The sequence below is a fragment of the Tropicimonas marinistellae genome, assembly GCF_001509585.1.
Taxonomy (GTDB): Bacteria; Pseudomonadota; Alphaproteobacteria; order Rhodobacterales; family Rhodobacteraceae; genus Tropicimonas; species Tropicimonas marinistellae.
This window is the reverse complement of record NZ_LNCI01000016.1, coordinates 14,832-31,662: the sequence shown is the minus strand read 5'-3', so window position 1 is coordinate 31,662 and position 16,831 is coordinate 14,832. Positions and strand designations below refer to the sequence as shown.

The following is a 16,831-nucleotide window of genomic DNA, read 5'->3' as shown; positions in this document are numbered from 1 at the left end:
TCCGGCGGCCAGCGGCAGCGCGTGGCACTCGCCCGCGCGCTGGTGATCGAGCCGCCACTGCTGATGTTCGACGAGCCGCTGTCGAACCTCGACGCCAAGCTGCGCGTGGACATGCGGGTGGAGATCCGGCGGCTGCAACAGGCCAACGGGACCACCGCGCTCTACGTCACCCACGACCAGGAGGAGGCCTTTTCCATCTCCGACCGCGTGGCGATCATGAATGCCGGGCGGGTCATGCAGCTCGACACCCCGGAGGTGCTCTATTCGCGTCCCGCCAGCGCTTTCGTGGCCGATTTCGTTGGGTTCGAGAACATGATCCCGATGCGCGCCATCGCCGAGGCCGGCGATGCGGTGCGGGCCGAAATGGCCGGTGGCGCGACATTCGATTTCCCGAAGGACCGCTTCCGGGTGCCCAGCAGGGAATTCATCCTCGCGGCGCGGCCAGAGGGTTTGCAGGTGGCGACCGAGGGTGCAGGTATTCCTGCCCGTCTCGGGCTGCGCACCTATCTGGGCCGGGCCTACCAGTACCAGGCAGAGACGCCCGCCGGGGAGTTGAAGGCAAACGGCCCGCTCTCACAGCCCTACGGTGCGGGCGATGCGGTGTTGATCCCGCAGCCGGAACAATGCTGTCTGTTGCCGAAGGAAGAGGCGTGAGCACGAAGGGCATCGCTCGTCCGCGGGTGGGCGAGAAGCGCCCGCCCGGGGGAGTGGACGGGCGCTGCCCGGCGCAAACGCCGGGCGCGACAGCCGAACAGGATACGGCGCATACCCGATTGATCCTCACCAACGCCCGTATCCTGACCATGGATGCCGCGCTGACGGAACACGACCCCGGCTGGATTGCCATCGAGGGCGACCGGATTGCCGCGCTCGGGTCGGGAACCCCACCCGACGGCGAACACCTCGACATGGGCGGCGACCTGATCATGCCGGGTATGGTCAACCCCCATTGCCACATGCCCATGACCCTCTTCCGGGGCCTCGCCGAAGACGTGGACGACCGGCTCTTCCGCTACATCCTGCCGCTGGAACGGGCGCTGGTGACAGCGGACGTCGTAGAAGTTGGCACGGCGCTCGCCGCGCTGGAACTGATCCGCGGCGGCGTGACCACCGTGGCCGACATGTACTACTTCGAGGACCGGGTCGGCGACGTGATTGACGCCGCTGGTCTGCGTGGTGTCATCGGCCAGACACTGGCCGATTTCGCCGCCCCCGACCATTCCACCATGGACGACGGCTTTGCCCGGCTCAACGATCTCGCCGCGCGCTTCGCGGATCACCCGCGCATCACCGCCTCCGCCGCTCCGCACGCCCCCTATTCCACCGGGCTCGACGTGATGGCACGGGTCGCAGAATGGTCGGCCGCGCATCCTGACTTACCGGTGCAGATGCACTTGGCAGAAACGTCGGACGAACTGGCCTGGGCCGAGAAGACGTACGGTTGCACGACAGTGGAGATTGCCGACCGGGCCGGGATCCTGACCCCACGCCTCGTCGCCGCGCATCTGCTGTATCCGACCGAGGCGGATATGGACCTGCTGTCGGAACGAGGAGTGCATGCTGCCCACAACGCCCGCGCCAACGGCAAGGCCGGGCGCGGCATCGCGCCGGTCTGCGCGCTGCGTGCGCGGGGTATCAATGTAGGCCTCGCCACCGACGGGCCGATGTCCGGCAACATACTCGACCTCTTCTCGCAACTTGCGCCAGCTTCGATGTTCCAGAAGATCGCCGGCGGCTCCCGCAAGCCCCTGCCCTGCCGCGACGTGATCCGCATGGCGACCACCGAAGGCGCGGCCGCGCTCGGCATGGCCGACCGGATCGGCTCACTAGAACCCGGCAAACAGGCCGATCTGATCCGGATTTCGCTTGCTGACCCGCGCCTGCACCCGATCTACGATGTCTATTCCATGCTCACATTCGCCACCATGCCCACGGACGTCCGCGCCACAATGGTCGCGGGTCGCTGGCTCATGGAGGATCGGCATGTCTCCACGCTCGACGCGGAAAAGGTACTGTCGGACGCGCTGCAGGTCGCCCGCCGGTTCAACGCGCGGATCGTCGAAATCGACGCCACCGCCACCTGAGAAGGAACGCCCATGCTCGCAATTATCGACACCGATCCCGGTATCGACGACGCCATCGCCATACTCTTCGCCCTGCGGCACCCGGGCATCGAGGTCGTGGCACTGACCACTGTGGCCGGGAACATTGGCTTACCCGTCACCACGGACAACGCCGGTCGGATCGCCGCGCTCGCGGGCGTGACGGTGCCGGTGCACCCTGGCGCGGCGGCCCCGCTCGGCCGCGAAGCGAAGAACGAGGTGCGCATCCACGGCGCGGACGGTTTGGGAGGCGTGACCTTCCCTGAGGCACAGGAGCCGCCCTCCAAAACCGGCGCCGTGGCGGCCATGTCGGACCTGCTGATGGCGGCGGAGCCTGGCGTGATGGACCTGTTCTGCCTCGGCCCGCTGACCAATATCGCGCGGCTCTTGACGGATGCGCCCGAATCCGCCGAACGGATTGGCCGCGTGGTTGCGATGGGCGGCGCCGTGGACGAGCCGGGCAATGTCGCGGGCAATGCCGAGTTCAACCTCGGCCATGACCCCGAGGCCGCGGCGGCGGTCCTCGCCGCCGGGTTGGATCTCACGCTGATCCCGCTCGATGCCACACGCCAGTTCCGTGCAGATGCCGTTTATCTCGAACAACTTCGGGAGACTGGCGCCGCGCCCGCCATTGCGACCGCAGACTTGATCGACGCCTATTTCGAACAGACCGCCCATCAAGCCAAGGGAGTCGAGAGCCGCCCGCTCCACGACCCCTGCGTACCGCTACTGGCGCTTCACCCGGATCTCTTCCACGTCGAAACGCGCGGGCTACAAGTGGACGTGTCGACCGGCGCCCTGATCCCCGGCCCCACAGAAACTAGCGTCGCGATGGGCCTCGATGCCAAGTCTCTGCGGGATCGGCTGCTGGGTGGGCTGTCTTCTTGACCTTTCCCGCTCGCGGTACTTCCGTCGCCGGAGAATTAGCCCAGCTCCTCCCGCACCACGGCGCACCAGAACGCCACCCCATAGGGTATGCAGGCGTCGTTAAAGTCATAGTTGGTGTTGTGGTGCTGTCCGTTCGGCCGCGTCTCGCCCATCCCGAGCCAGACGTAGCAGCCGGGCACGCGGCAGCCAAACTCGGCAAAGTCGTCGCCCGCGGTGGACGCCGGAAAGGTGGTCCGCAGATGCGTCTCGCCAAGATGCTTCCGAACAGCATTCTGGGCCAAAACGGTCGTCGCGGAGGCATTCACAACCGGTGGAATGCGGCGGGTGAAATGGTAGTCCGCGACAATCCCAAAACCCGCCGCCACGCCGCGCGCATGCCGGCCAATGGCCTCTTCGAGCTGGTTTCGAACCTCCGGCGAATAGGCCCGCGCCGTTCCGCCGACGCGCACCGTATCCGGTATCACGTTGAGCGCGGCGAAATCGCCCGCCTGCAACGCGCAAGCGGAGACGACGGCCGGTTGCAACGGATCGATTTCCCGCGCCACGATGCTGTGAACCTGACCGAGGAAGATGCCGGCCGCCGTCACCGCATCACGCCCTTGGTGTGGCTTCGCGCCATGGCTGCCGATGCCGCGAAAAACCACCTTCCAGGAATCGGAGCTGGCGAGTTGCGGCCCTTCCACCGCGGCGATCATGCCCAGATCCAGCCCGGGCATATTGTGCAACCCGTAGGCTGCCTCCACCGGGAAGCGGTCGAAGAAACCGTCCGCGACCATCGCCGCACCGCCGCCGCGCCCCTCTTCGGCGGGTTGGAAGACGAAATGTACGGTTCCGGAAAATCCTCCGGTCGCGGCCAGGGCCTCGGCCGCACCAAGCAGCATGACCGTATGCCCGTCATGGCCGCAGGCATGCATCTTGCCGGGGCTGCGGGAGGCGTGGGGCAGACTCGTCGCCTCCGGCATGGCAAGCGCGTCCATATCCGCGCGCAGCAAGATCGCGCGGTTGCCCGTCCCGCGACGAAGCGTGCCGACCACGCCCGTCCCGCCAAGCCCGCGCGTGACCTCCAAACCCGCCGCCTCCAATCGGTGCGCGACGATCTCCGAGGTACGGTGCTCCTCGAAGCCGAGTTCCGGATGGGCGTGCAGGTCGCGCCGCAATGCGGTCAGGTCCGCCAGAACGGTATCGTCAAGCGTGTGGTCTTTCATCTGCGAACTGCTCCTGTGCGCCGGGGTTTGGCCCGAGAGAGCGTAATCGAAGCACGCGTCGGATTGAAGCGATGGACAGCCGCGCCGAACCGGAGTCACACATGAGAACAGATGTCTGGCAACATCTCCACCGCGACCTGACCCCCGGCGTGCAGCGGGACCAGGAGACATTCGCGGCGCCCCTGGGAAAGCGGCAATTGCTCCTGCCAATCCGGGCACTCTCGGACGGGGCGCGCGGCGTCGCCTCCCTGATCGTCAACCAGGCGAGTTTCGAGGTGCTCGACGCGCTGGCCGATTGCCTTGCCGACCGACTCAAACCCTACGACCCGGATATCGTCGTCGCCGTGCCTACGCTCGGGCTTGCATTGGGCGAGGCAGTGGCACGGCGGCTCGACCACGCGCGGATGGTTCCGCTCGGAACCAGTCGCAAGTTCTGGTACGATGACACGTTGTCCGTCCCACTTACCTCTATCACCTCGCCCACAGACGGAAAGCGGCTCTACGCCGACCCGCGAATGCTCCCGTTGCTCAAGGGTGCGCGCGTGGCGCTGGTCGATGACGTGGTTTCGACGGGGTCTTCCATGGTCGCCGCACTTCACTTGATGACGCTGATCGGTGTGTCCCCTGCGGTGATCGGGGCGGCGATGTTGCAGGGGGAGGCCTGGAGAGACAAACTCGGCGCGATCCCCGTGGAAGGTGCCTTTCGTACCCCGATCCTGAGGCACAACGGCGACAGCTGGGAGGCCCCATGAGCGCGATTGACCCCTATGGCGAGATCACCGCCGCCGGAGAGGCCGCCCTGCGGCGCGACCTAATCGACGTGGCGCTTGGGCGGCGACCGGCTGATCGTCTGCTCCGCGTCGGCCGATTGCTGGACACCGGTACGGGACTCTGGCGCGCCGATGTCGAGATCGCCATCCATTCCGGTCGCGTGGCCTTCGTCGGCCCGAGCGGGAGCTTCCCCGGTACGGCATTGGAGACCATCGAGAAGCCGGACCTTGCCGCGGTTCCGGGCCTCGGCGAGGTTCACAAGCACATTGAGTCGAGCCATGTGACACCGGAGTACGAGGCCGCGCTGGTCATTCCCCACGGCAATACCTGGACCTGCGAGGCGAGCCACGAGTTTTCCAACGTGGTCCCCGAGCGTACGCTGGATTTCTGGCTCGCGCCGCGCCGCGCGGGCTCGCCGTTGAAGATTTTCCCGCTTCCGGGTTCAGCCGTTCCCCCAACGGCGTGGGAGCACGGGGCACATCTGGAGGGCACGGACCAGAGCCGGTTCCTGCGCGAAAGCCTGATGGCCGCCGGCCTGGACGAGGTGATGGACTGGCCCGCGGTGCGCGATCGCGACAACCCCGCCCATGCCCGGCTTTGGTCGATGATCGAAGCGACGTGGGGCGCGCGCGCTGTGGTCGAAGGCCACGCCGCCGGGATTCGCGACCTGCCGAACATCAATGCCTTCGCCGCAGCCGGTATTGCCTCGGATCACGAGGCCTGGACCGCCGAGGAGGCTTTCGACAAGCTGCAGGCGGGGCTCTTCGTGGAGATACGTATCCACACCGGCGCGGAGATCATCGCCGGGCTCCTCGAGCGTGGCCTTACCGACTGGAGCCAGGTCGCCCTCGCCACGGACGACCGCCCGGCGCAGGAGGTGCTGATATCTGGCGCCACCGACCGCAATGTCCGCATGGCCATCGACGCGGGCCTACCGCCGGAAACGGCCGTCCAACTCGTCACGATCAACCCGGCGCGCCACATGCGCCTGACGCCCTGGGTCGGCACGCTGGCGCCGGGGCGGTTCGCCGATATCGTTCTGCTTTCTGAAATCGCGCAGTTCGAGATCTCCGAGGTCTGGGCCGATGGTCAGCCAGCCGCCGAGGGCGGGCACTACCTGCAAGACGTGCCGAAAATCGAATGGCCGAACTGGGCCTACCAGAGTGTGAATATCGGCAGACAGCTCAGCGCCGCGGATTTCGCCCTGCAGGCGGAACCTGGACGCGACTCCATGAAGGCTGCCGTTCTGCGACCGTTCCACTGGACCGACGATTTCCTGATCGAGGAGTTGACCGCTACAAATGGCGAAGTGCAACGGGACTCCGCGCGCAATATCACCAAATTCGCCATCGTGGACCGCTTCTCCGGCACCGGCGCCGTGGCGCGGATGTTCTGGCGCGGCTGCGGCCCGCGCGACCCCGATACCGCGCTCTGCTGTTCCATGGCCCATGACAAACATAACATCTGGTGCGTCGGTTCGTCGGATGCGGCTATGGCGGAAGCAGTGAATACCTGCGCGGATATGGGCGGCGGCTGGGTGCTGGTGCACAATGGCGCGGTGGTTGCGACCGTTGCGTATGAAATCGCGGGCCTGATGACCGCCCGGCCGGCAGAAGCTCTCGCCGAAGACATGTCGGCCCTCTATACCGCCGGTGCACGGGTAGACTGGATGTTCGAACCCTCGTTCCATCCTCGCTGGGGCCCGGGATTCCCTGAACGGCTGGCCTTCGCGACCCTCACATGCTCGCCGTGGCGTTGGAACCTCGTCGCGCCGTCGGTGCACGCACCCGAAGGGCTCGTTCAGGTTCAGACCGGCGACGTGCATCCTGTGGTCTGGTAATCGGGATGCCACAACACTCCTAGGAAGATACCCGCGATTCCGGCCTTGTGCAGGAGCAACAGCCGTGACTGTCTGGAGCTGCGCAATCGCTTGTGGTTTTCCTAATGCTCAAAGCAGCGACATTCCTGCCGGGATTTTCGCGTACCTTTCGGGCGTTACGCCGATTTGTTTCCTAAGCTAAATTTTTTGTTTACTTGGCCAAAAGTCTCGGCCCATAGTGAACCAGTTCTAGGTTCAAGGCCTGACATGACGATGCATGTTACCGGATCACCGGCACAACTTGGCAATACGGACGCTGGCATCGCTCGGCCGAATTCCCACGTCATGCTCGAAATCTGCGTCGACGACATTGAAGGCGCTCGGACCGCTTTGGCCGCAGGCGCCGACCGCCTTGAGCTTTGCGCCGCCCTCGGCGTCGGCGGGCTGACCCCGACACCGGGGCTACTAGAGTCCGCGGCAAATCTGGGAGTTCCGGCAATCGCCCTGATCCGCCCGCGCGACGGCGGCTTCGTCTATACCGCTGCGGAAGTCGATACGATGCAGCGGGACATCGCCGCCGCGCGCACCGCCGGGCTCCATGGCGTCGCGATCGGCGTTCTGACGCAATCGCAAGAGCTAGACGGAGAGGTTCTGAAAACTCTGATCGAGACGGCGGGCGACATGGAATGCGTGCTTCACCGCGCGTTCGATCTCACGCCCGACCCATTTGCCGCGCTGGAGCAGGCAGTCGGCCTCGGGTTCCAGCGGATCCTGACTTCTGGGCAAGCTCGCACCGCTGTCGGAGGCAGCGCGCTTCTGAAGCAGTTGGTGGATGCCGCGGGCGAGCGGATCGCGATCCTGCCCGGTGGCGGGGTTTCTCCTGCCAATGCGCGCAACATAATCGAAAGCACCGGCGCACGCGAACTGCACGCCTCCTGTTCGGCACAAACCGCCCCTCCGCTGCCTGACGACCCACTTCGCCGCTTCGAGTTTCTCCCCGCTGCCGGCCGGCGCTTTACCGAGCCCTCCCGTATTCGCGACCTCCGCGCCGCACTCGATCTGCAAGGAGATTTCTCGCCATGAAAGTCGGTATCGTCGGGCTCGGTGCCCGGATCTCGCATGTGGCCGCCCTGTTCAAGGAGGTGAACCCCGACTACGAGTTCGCCGCTTTCGCCGACCCGTCCCCGGCCGGCCGCGCCTATCTGGAAGGCCAACTCGGCCATCAGCTGACGGCCTACGACGATCTCGACGAGATGCTGCGCAACGACAAGCCGGATATGCTGATGGTGGGCTCACCCAACCACCTGCATATCGGGCACCTGCGTTCGGCCATTGTTGCCGACGTTCGGCATATCTTTGCCGAAAAGCCGGTGGTGATCTCCGAGGAAGAGACCTTCGAACTGCTGGAACTGATGCGCGATCATGGCGGGCACCGGCGCATCATGATCGGCCTCGTGCTACGGTACTCGCCGCTTTACATCATGCTGAAGGAGGCGCAGGCAAAGGGGCAACTCGGTAACGTAGTCTCCATCGAGGCCTCCGAACATATCGGTGGCTATCACGGCTCGTTCTTCATGCAGGACTGGCGGCGCTACACCAAGTATTCCGGCGGCTTCATGCTGGAGAAATGCTGCCATGATATCGACCTCTACCAGGGCGTCGTGGGCCACCGGCCGATGCGGGTCGCCTCCTTCGGTGGTCGCAAGAGCTTCACGCCGGAAAACAAGCCCGAAACGATGCCGGACTATGATGCGATCGCACGCGAACACCTGCCAGAGAAGGTCGATCGCGTAAACAGCTTCAAGCCTCGCTGGGGCGGCGGAAATGCAATCTTCGAAAGCGACGGAGATATCATCGACTATCAGACCGCAATCGTGGAATACGACGGTGGCGCCTCCATGGCCTTCCACACCAACATGAACGTGCCGGACGAATTCCGCCGCTTCGCGGTGATCGGCACGCGCGGCATGGCCGAGGGAGACTTCATTCGCAACACCTTCAAGTTGACGGATGCCTTCACCGCCCGCACCCTTTCAGAGAACGATCACGTCGGGCCGTCACGCGCCAACCACTACGGCGCCGACGATATGATGGCGGCCGACATCGCCGCATATCTCAATCAGGGCGTGCCACTGAAGGTTACGGTTCTGGATGCGTTGGAAGCCGGGTTGACGGCACTGGCGATGGACCGGGCCCGGGTGACGGGAAGCGTGGTGGACATGGGCGAGCTGTGGGAGAGATTCGACAGCTTCGGCTTGAGCAAGGAGGGCTGACATGGCGGCTAGACCGGGACGAGGAATTGACTGGTTCCCCTATCTGCTACTGACCCCGGCCTTCGCGCTGGTGCTGACAATCGTCGCCTGGCCGCTGTTCGAAACCTTCCGGCTCTCGTTGACCGACGCCGCCATGAAGCCGACAGAGAACTACGTCGGTTTTGCCAATTACGTGGAAATCTTCCAGGATGACTTCGGCGAGATCATCCTGCGCACCTTCATCTGGATGGGGCTCTCGGTGACGCTGAAGATCATCCTGGGCACCTGCGGTGCGTTGCTGCTCAACGCCGCCCTGCCCGGCCGCGCGATGTTCCGCATCCTCGTCATGCCGCCTTGGGTGGTGCCTATCGCCATCGGCGTCTTCATGTGGTCCTGGATGTACAACGGCCAGTTCGGAATGATCTCTGGCGTCGCACAACGGATCGGCCTTCTGAGCGAGCCGTTCGAATTCATGGCCTACGGACAAAGCGCCTTCATCGCCACCATCGTCACGGACGTTTGGATCGGCGTGCCGATGGTCACGCTCTACCTGCTCGCCGCCATGCAATCGGTGCCGAAGGAGCTCTACGAGGCCGCCTGGACCGACGGCGCCTCGCGCGCCTACCGGTTCCGCCGCATTACCCTGCCCCTCATCGCGCCCGCGATCTTCACCATGGCGCTGCTGTCGGCGATCTGGACCTTCAATTCCTTCGACATCATCTGGATTCTGACCGAGGGCGGCCCACGCGGGGCCACCACCACAATGATCATCGACACCTACAAGACGGCAATCTCCCGTTTCCGCTACGGCGAGGGCGCCGCAAGAGCTGTAATGATCCTTGTCTTCCTGACGGCATTCTCCGCCGTCTACCTCGGCCTGCTCATGCGGCTCACCCGGCGCGGAGGACAGCCCCAATGATCGACAAGTACACCTGGTGGGAAAAGCTGCTGATCTATACCGGCGTTCTGGTCTTCCTCACCTTCGTCCTCGCGCCCTTCATCGAAGCCTTCATGGTCTCGCTCCGGCCCATCGACGCAGTGTTCCGGGTGCCCTACCGGTTCTTCACCGAGGACATGTCCTTCGCGGCCTATTTCACCATGTGGGAGAACGTGCCGAAGCTCTGGCGCTATATCCTGAATTCCTTCTTCATCTCCTGCTGCGCCACCGCACTTGCGCTCGCCTGCATCATTCCAGCGGCCTATTCCTTCTCCCGCTTCGAATACCGGTTCCGCAACCCGATCCTTGGCGGGTTCCTCGCCATCAACATGATCGGCGCGGCGGTTCTCATCATCCCGCTATACAAGCTGATGCTGAACCTCGGTCTGCTCAACAGCTATGCCTCGATGATCATTCCCGGGGCTGCATTCACGGTGCCCACCGGCATTTTCCTCATGCGCTCCTACCTGCTGCGGATCCCCAAGGAGTTGGAGGAAGCCGCCTACGTGGACGGGGCCGGGCGGATCTACACGCTCTGGCGGGTCATCCTGCCGGTGGCATTGCCGGGCATCGTGGTGGTGGCAATCACCACTTTCATCACGGCCTATGCCCAGCAGTTCCTTTTCGCGCTCACCTTCAACTCGAACTCAGACCTGCACCCGCTGCCTATGGGTCTCTACCAGTTCTTCGGTCGGCAGCGGATCGTCTGGAACGAGTTAATGGCGGCAAGCCTCGTGGGGATCCTGCCCGTCCTGCTCGTCTACGTCTTCCTGCAACGATACATCGTGGCCGGCCTGACCGCCGGGGCGGTGAAAGAATAACCCAACCACAACCAACCGGGAGTACGACCATGAAACTGAAGACCCTTGCTCTGGCAAGCTGCGCCTTTGTGGCGCTTACCGCCGGCGCCCAGGCGGCGGAAGAGATCTACTTCATCAACTGCGGCGGCGGCGACGATGAGTTCGTGCCCAGCCAGTCCGAGCACATCGCCGCCTGGGAAGCCGCCAATCCCGACTATACGGTGAACGTGGAGTTCATCCCTTGGGGCCAGTGCCAGGAGAAATCGCTAACCCTCGCCGCCGCCGGGAACCCGCCGGGCATCGCCTACATGGGTTCGCGCGTGCTCAAGCAGCTTGCAGCCGGCGAAATGATCCGCCCCTTTGATCTCACCGACGAAGAAGCCGGCACCTATTCCGAAGCCGTCCTCAACACCGTGCGTTTTGACGGCAACGTCTGGGGTATCCCGCGCGCCTTCTCCACCAAGGCGCTGTTCTGGAACAAGGACCTCTTCGCCGAAGCCGGTGTCGACATGCCAGACGGGCCGCAGACCTTCGAGGACGTGCTGACCGCCGCCAAGGCGATTTCCGAGAGCACCGAGGCCAAGGGCTACGGCCTTCCGGCGGCGTCGTTCGACAACACGATGCACCACTTCCTGAACTGGATGTATTCAAACGGTGGCGCGGTGCTGGATGCCGACGGCAAGGTCGTGTTCGACAGCCCCGAAGTTATCGAGACGCTGCAGTTCTTCAAGGACCTCACGCCATACGTCCAGAACGGCCCGATCGCCTATGACCGTGGCAAGGTCGAACCGCTCTTCGCCGAAAGCCAGGTGGCAATGATGGTAAACGGTGGCTGGGGCCGCTTCCGAGTGGGCGATGTCAACTACGGTATCAGCCCGATTCCGGCCGGCCCCTCGGGCGACCATTCCACGCTGCTCATTACGGACAGCCTTGTCGTCTTTGCAGGTTCCGGCGTCGAGGATGCCGCCGCGGATCTGGTCAAAACCCTCACCTCCGTCGAGAACCAGGAAGTGATCGACAAGACCGGTGGCTGGACCCCGATCCGCCTCACCGCGATGGCCGAGGAACTCGTAGCCGAGGACCCGACTTGGGAATACTTCATCTCCGCGATCCCAACCGGCGGCCCCGAGCCCTTGATGCTCGAATACGTCGCCATGCAGGACGTGATCAACGAGGCGATCCAGGGCGTGATCCTGGGTGAGATCGAACCCGAGGAAGCTGCAGCGTCGGCGGCCGAGGAACTGCGCGACCTCAACGGCGAATAACCACTCACGCAACGACCGCGGGGGCGGCTTGCCCGCCCCTGCACCTCCAAAGAATAATAAGAGGACGCCATGGGCCAGCTCAGGATGGACAATGTTCAGAAGCGCTTCGGTGACACCGAAGTCATCAAGGGAGTCTCGCTGGACATCGCCAATGGTGAATTCGTCGTGTTCGTCGGACCCTCTGGCTGCGGCAAGTCCACCCTGCTCCGGATGATTGCAGGGTTGGAAGAGATCTCCGAAGGCGAAATCCTGATCGATGGAACAGTCGTGAACGACCTCGCTCCGGTGAAGCGCGGCATATCGATGGTGTTCCAATCCTATGCCCTCTACCCCCACATGTCGGTCTACGAGAACATTGCTTTCCCGCTGCGCGTCGAACGTCTCGCGCAGCCGGAGGTGGACAAGCGCGTGAAGCGCGCCTCGGACATCCTGAAACTCCATGAACGGCTCACACACAAACCCGGCCAGCTTTCGGGCGGTCAGCGCCAGCGCGTCGCCATCGGCCGCGCAATCGTGCGCGAGCCCGAGGTTTTCCTGTTCGACGAACCGCTGTCAAATCTCGATGCTGCGCTTCGCGCCGAGATGCGTGTTGAATTGTCCAAGCTGCACCGGGAACTCGAAGCAACCATGATCTACGTCACACACGATCAGGTAGAAGCCATGACCATGGCCGACCGGATCGTGGTACTCGATGCCGGCTTCGTAAGTCAGGTCGGCAGTCCGCTCGAACTGTATCACCGGCCGCAGAACACCTTCGTCGCGGGCTTCATCGGGAATCCGAAGATGAACTTTCTGCCCGCCACCTGCACTGAGAGCGACGAGACCGGTGCGACCGTGCAGCTCTCGAATGGCGCGTCGATTCGGGTGCCTGTCGCCGCTCGGCCTGGTCTCGAAGGGCAGGCGCTAACCCTTGGGATCCGTCCCGAACACATCCATGTTGACGAGGGCGACTTGGTATTGGAGTTCACGCCAACAGTGGTGGAACGGCTCGGCATCCACACCGTTACCTATTCGACTTTGCCAGACGGCAACGGCACGTTCACCACCGTGCTGGAAGGGACAGCACCTGCGGAAACAGGCAAACCGCTCGGGCATGGTTTCAATGCTGCCGATTGTCACCTCTTCGACGGTGCCGGTGCTGCTTTTTCCAGGACTGCACCGATGGCTGATACCCCTCCATCCGTCCTGCCTACCGGCCCGGACCACACGCAGTAGATGATCCGGCGCTATTCCTACAATAGCACGATCCCGCTCACTCTCGCCGCAGGAACATTCAACCCGTCTTTCTGATGCAGCGTGAATTGAGCCAATACTGATAGCAATGCAAAATTATTAGCGTAATAATTGTTAGCATTACTACCAACTTGTTAGTATAACTCACTAACGGTTCCACGTTTCACCAGTTTGCAAGGGAGCTGGTCGTGAGAGGAAACATCACATGAGCCAATATCGCCTCGAAGCACGTTTCAACGGCGCCAAAACCCGTGAGGATACGCGCCTTGATTTCGCATTGCACAACCTCTCGCACGAGCCTTTGACGGGTGCTCGGCTCGGGTACTCGTCCCTGACGCGCGTCAGCGACCATGCTACCGTGTCCGGCGCCGATCTGGTTCGACGCTTTGCCAATTACCACGAGTGGGCAATGCCGGACGGGTTGAGCGTTCCGCCCAGTGGCACGTGGGAATTCGCCTATACGGGCACGGAACTCCACGTGCCGAAGCACCGGACGGACGGACCGATCTCTGCCGTGCTACTACGCGGCGAAGAAGCGCTGCCGGTTGAGGTCGGCGATCTCGCCTGCGACGGCGGCGACGACTCCGGATCCCGCAAGAGCGTTCCAGAAGGCAAATTGGATCAGCCAATCCTGCTACAACCCTGGCCAGCCGAAATCGCCATCGACGCGTACGGCCCCGACGGACGCATCTGCCCGGCGCCGGGCAGCGATCTTGACAACATCTCTGCCTTGGCCACCGTCGCCGCCCTGCATGGCCGCCTCTTCCCCGACCATGCCTGCCCGCTGGCCCTATCGGACGGTGCGGCGCAGCTTGCCTTCGCCTCCAACACCATCCTTGCGCCGGAAGAATTCACGCTGCAATTCGATGGGCCTGAGATCACCCTGGCCTACGGCGACGAAGCGGGGCGCTTCTACGGGCTCGTTGCTCTTGCACAGATGGCGCATGGCGCGCTTTCCGCACCCGAAACATTCCGCTTCCCGACCCGGGGTCGCATCGCCGACGCCCCACGCTTCGCCCATCGCGGCGCAATGCTCGATGTCTCCCGCCATTTCTGGTCCCTCGGAAAAGTCAGGCGTTTCCTCGACACGATGGCCTGGGCGCGGCTCAACACCTTCCAATGGCATCTCACCGACGACGAGGGCTGGCGGATCGAGATTGACGCCTTCCCGGAACTGACCGCGGCCGGTGCGGTTCGAGGCCCCTCCAGCGAGCTGGTCGGTCAACTTGGGTATAACTCCCAAACCTACGGCGGCTTTTACACAAAGGCGCAGATCCGCGAACTGGTCGCCCATGCGGCCCTGCATCATGTCGCCGTTATCCCGGAAATCGACATTCCCGGCCATTGCACTGCCGTTTTGACCGCCCTGCCCCATCTGGTCGATCCTGATGAGAAGGCGGATAGCTACCGTTCCGTGCAGGGCTACCCGAACAATGCGCTGAACCCCGGCATCCCCGAGACCTACGACTTCATCGACAAAGTGATGGCCGAGGTCGCTGACCTCTTCCCCGCCTCTTGGGTCCATGTGGGCGCCGACGAAGTCCCCGACGGGGCGTGGATAGAGTCGCCCCGCGCAATGGTGCTGGCACAAAGCGAAGGGCTTTCCGGCACGGCAGAGATGCAATCTTACTTCCTGCGCCGCGTTCAACAGATCCTGCGGAGTCACGGCAAGGAACTCGCCGGCTGGGATGAAGTTTCCCATGGCGGAGGGGTCGATCAGAAGGGAACGCTACTCGTCGCCTGGCAACGGCCAGAGTTGGTACGCGGTCTGGCCGAGATGGGCTACCGGGTCGTCGCCAGTCCGGGTCAGGCCTACTACATGGATATGGTACAGGCCGACGGATGGGAGGAACCTGGTGCCTCTTGGGCCGGCACCTCAACGCCCAAAGGCACCTATTCGTTCGATCCCGAGGGTGGGCTGGACGAAAACGAGCGCGGCGCGCTGGCCGGGGTGCAAGCGTGTATTTGGTGCGAGTACATCCTCAATCCGCGCATTTTCAACCACATGGTCTATCCACGCCTCTATGCCGTGGCCGAGGCGGGCTGGACGCCGCAGGCCACCCGCGACTGGCAGCGCTTCGCCGCGATCTGCCACCACATGCCCGAACTCTAGAGGCCTGTCATGCGTATCGCCGTCGGCGGCATCCATACCGAATGCTCCACATACTCGCCGCATGTGCAGGGGTACGAGGACTTCACAGTAATCGACGGGTCGACCCTACCGCAAAGCCTCGGCCTTGCGATGTATCCCGATGTAGAGTTTGCGCCGCTCTTTTACGCCAGCTCAGTCCCTGGCGGGCCAGTCGCGGCCGAAACCTACGCCACCTTCCACGCCGATTTCCTCGCGCGGCTTCGGGCGGCCATGCCGGTTGACGGGGTACTGCTGGTGATGCACGGCGCAATGCACGTGGTCGGGATGGAGGATGCGGAGGGCGACTGGATCAGCGCAGTGCGAGACCTGGTCGGGCCCGGTGTCCCAATATCCGTTTCCTACGATCTGCATGGCAACGTCACACAACGGATCGTGGACTGCATCGACGCTTTCGCCGCCTTTCGCACAGCGCCGCATGTCGACGTCATTGAAACCCGAAATCGTGCGCTCAGCTTGCTCGCCGACCACCTGCGCGGCGGCCCGCGCCCGATGGTCGGCTGGTGCCCGGTGCCGGCCCTGATGCCCGGCGAGCGATCGTCAACCGAGGATAGCCCGGCGCGGGAGCTCTATGCCCTGCTCTCGCAGGAAGACGCGCAACCGGGCGTTTCCGATGCCAATATCATGGTGGGCTACGTCTGGGCCGACACGCCGCGCGCCACCGCCGCGGCCGTCGTCACCGGCACCCAGCCGCAGGCAATCCTCAATACGGCGGAACGGCTGGGTGCCGCCTATTGGGCAGCCCGCACCGACTTCGCCTTTGGCGTGACCACCGACGGGCTGGACACCTGCCTCGACCTTGCCGACGCCACCCCAACGACGCCAGTGATCCTCGCCGACAGCGGCGACAACCCCACCGGCGGCGGGGTAGGTGACAGAGCCGACGTACTGGCGGCGGTGCGCGCGCGCGGCATGCGCGGCGCGGTCTTCGCCGGCATCGCCGCCCCGTCCGCCGCGCGCCCAGCCGCGGAAGCCGGCGAAGGCGCGACTGTGCCTCTCGTCATCGGCAATGGATATGGCTCCGATGGCCCGACCGTCGCGGCAACCGTCCGCGTGCTGAAGGTGCTGGGACCTGACGGAAAACGCGAGGTCCTCGTCGATACAGACGGGCTCCGCTTGATCCTCACCGAACACCGCCGGCCTTTTCACAACCTCGAAGACTTCCGGAAGTTCGGCATCGAACCCGCGAACGAACGGCTCATCGTCGTCAAATCCGGCTATCTCTCGCCGGAACTCGCGCCGCTGGCCTCCCCTGCCCTCATGGCGCTCACCGACGGGGCAGTGAACCAGCACATCCCCGCGCTCGCCAACGTCAAGCGACCGCACCCGAGCTATCCCTTCCAGACCGATTTCGACTGGGCGCCCGCGCCGCGCCTGTCCGCCCGTGCCGCTGCGTTCAAGGAGACCTGA

General features: G+C 64.0%; 14 protein-coding genes. 13 read left to right on the top strand and 1 reads right to left on the bottom strand.

Going from position 1 to position 16,831, the window contains the following annotated elements:
• From ARC39_RS23740 to ARC39_RS23730, 3 genes are all read left to right on the top strand, one after another.
• Window positions 1–654, top strand: a 654-nt coding sequence (locus tag ARC39_RS23740) for an ABC transporter ATP-binding protein (protein WP_149866535.1), incomplete at its 5' end; no start/stop codon positions are given.
• Window positions 651–2,084 (top strand): amidohydrolase family protein, encoded by a 1,434-nt coding sequence (locus ARC39_RS23735; RefSeq protein WP_236545373.1) that lies wholly within the window; start codon window positions 651–653, stop codon window positions 2,082–2,084. The genes ARC39_RS23740 and ARC39_RS23735, both read left to right, overlap by 4 nt.
• A gap of 12 nt (window positions 2,085–2,096) precedes the next feature.
• Complete coding sequence (locus ARC39_RS23730) at window positions 2,097–2,990, top strand: nucleoside hydrolase (protein WP_068118874.1); 894 nt, start codon at window positions 2,097–2,099, stop codon at window positions 2,988–2,990.
• Between the two features lie 35 nt (window positions 2,991–3,025).
• On the opposite strand, the gene ARC39_RS23725 is transcribed toward ARC39_RS23730, so the two are convergent.
• Window positions 3,026–4,195 carry an amidohydrolase gene (locus ARC39_RS23725; RefSeq protein WP_068118871.1) on the bottom strand — a complete coding sequence of 390 codons (1,170 nt, stop codon included), beginning with the start codon at window positions 4,193–4,195 and terminating at the stop codon, window positions 3,026–3,028.
• A gap of 101 nt (window positions 4,196–4,296) precedes the next feature.
• Between ARC39_RS23725 and ARC39_RS23720 the strand changes: the two genes are divergently transcribed.
• From ARC39_RS23720 to ARC39_RS23675, 10 genes are all read left to right on the top strand, one after another.
• On the top strand, window positions 4,297–4,947 hold the full coding sequence (locus ARC39_RS23720; RefSeq protein WP_068118884.1) for a phosphoribosyltransferase: 651 nt from the start codon (window positions 4,297–4,299) through the stop codon (window positions 4,945–4,947).
• Window positions 4,944–6,806: an adenine deaminase gene (locus ARC39_RS23715; protein WP_068118869.1), complete on the top strand. Its 1,863-nt coding sequence runs from the start codon at window positions 4,944–4,946 to the stop codon at window positions 6,804–6,806. Before ARC39_RS23720 ends, ARC39_RS23715 begins: the two co-directional genes overlap by 4 nt.
• A gap of 246 nt (window positions 6,807–7,052) precedes the next feature.
• A complete protein-coding gene (locus tag ARC39_RS23710) occupies window positions 7,053–7,868 on the top strand; it encodes a copper homeostasis protein CutC (RefSeq protein WP_236545372.1) in 816 nt (271 codons plus the stop codon).
• Window positions 7,865–9,058: a Gfo/Idh/MocA family protein gene (locus ARC39_RS23705; protein ID WP_068118866.1), complete on the top strand. Its 1,194-nt coding sequence runs from the start codon at window positions 7,865–7,867 to the stop codon at window positions 9,056–9,058. The genes ARC39_RS23710 and ARC39_RS23705 overlap by 4 nt, the downstream gene beginning before the upstream one ends.
• A gap of 1 nt (window position 9,059) precedes the next feature.
• Window positions 9,060–9,956: a carbohydrate ABC transporter permease gene (locus ARC39_RS23700; RefSeq protein ID WP_068118862.1), complete on the top strand. Its 897-nt coding sequence runs from the start codon at window positions 9,060–9,062 to the stop codon at window positions 9,954–9,956.
• Window positions 9,953–10,795 (top strand): carbohydrate ABC transporter permease, encoded by an 843-nt coding sequence (locus tag ARC39_RS23695; protein WP_068118860.1) that lies wholly within the window; start codon window positions 9,953–9,955, stop codon window positions 10,793–10,795. The genes ARC39_RS23700 and ARC39_RS23695 overlap by 4 nt, the downstream gene beginning before the upstream one ends.
• A 29-nt stretch (window positions 10,796–10,824) precedes the next feature.
• The gene (locus ARC39_RS23690; RefSeq protein WP_068118858.1) at window positions 10,825–12,039 is read left to right on the top strand and encodes an ABC transporter substrate-binding protein; all 1,215 of its coding nucleotides are present in this window, start codon (window positions 10,825–10,827) and stop codon (window positions 12,037–12,039) included.
• A 69-nt stretch (window positions 12,040–12,108) separates the two neighbouring features.
• Window positions 12,109–13,254, top strand: coding sequence for an ABC transporter ATP-binding protein (locus ARC39_RS23685; protein ID WP_068118855.1), 1,146 nt, complete (start codon window positions 12,109–12,111; stop codon window positions 13,252–13,254).
• A 223-nt stretch (window positions 13,255–13,477) separates the two neighbouring features.
• Window positions 13,478–15,385 carry a beta-N-acetylhexosaminidase gene (locus tag ARC39_RS23680; RefSeq protein ID WP_068118852.1) on the top strand — a complete coding sequence of 636 codons (1,908 nt, stop codon included), beginning with the start codon at window positions 13,478–13,480 and terminating at the stop codon, window positions 15,383–15,385.
• Window positions 15,386–15,394: 9 nt separating this feature from the next.
• Window positions 15,395–16,831, top strand: coding sequence for a M81 family metallopeptidase (locus ARC39_RS23675; RefSeq protein ID WP_068118849.1), 1,437 nt, complete (start codon window positions 15,395–15,397; stop codon window positions 16,829–16,831).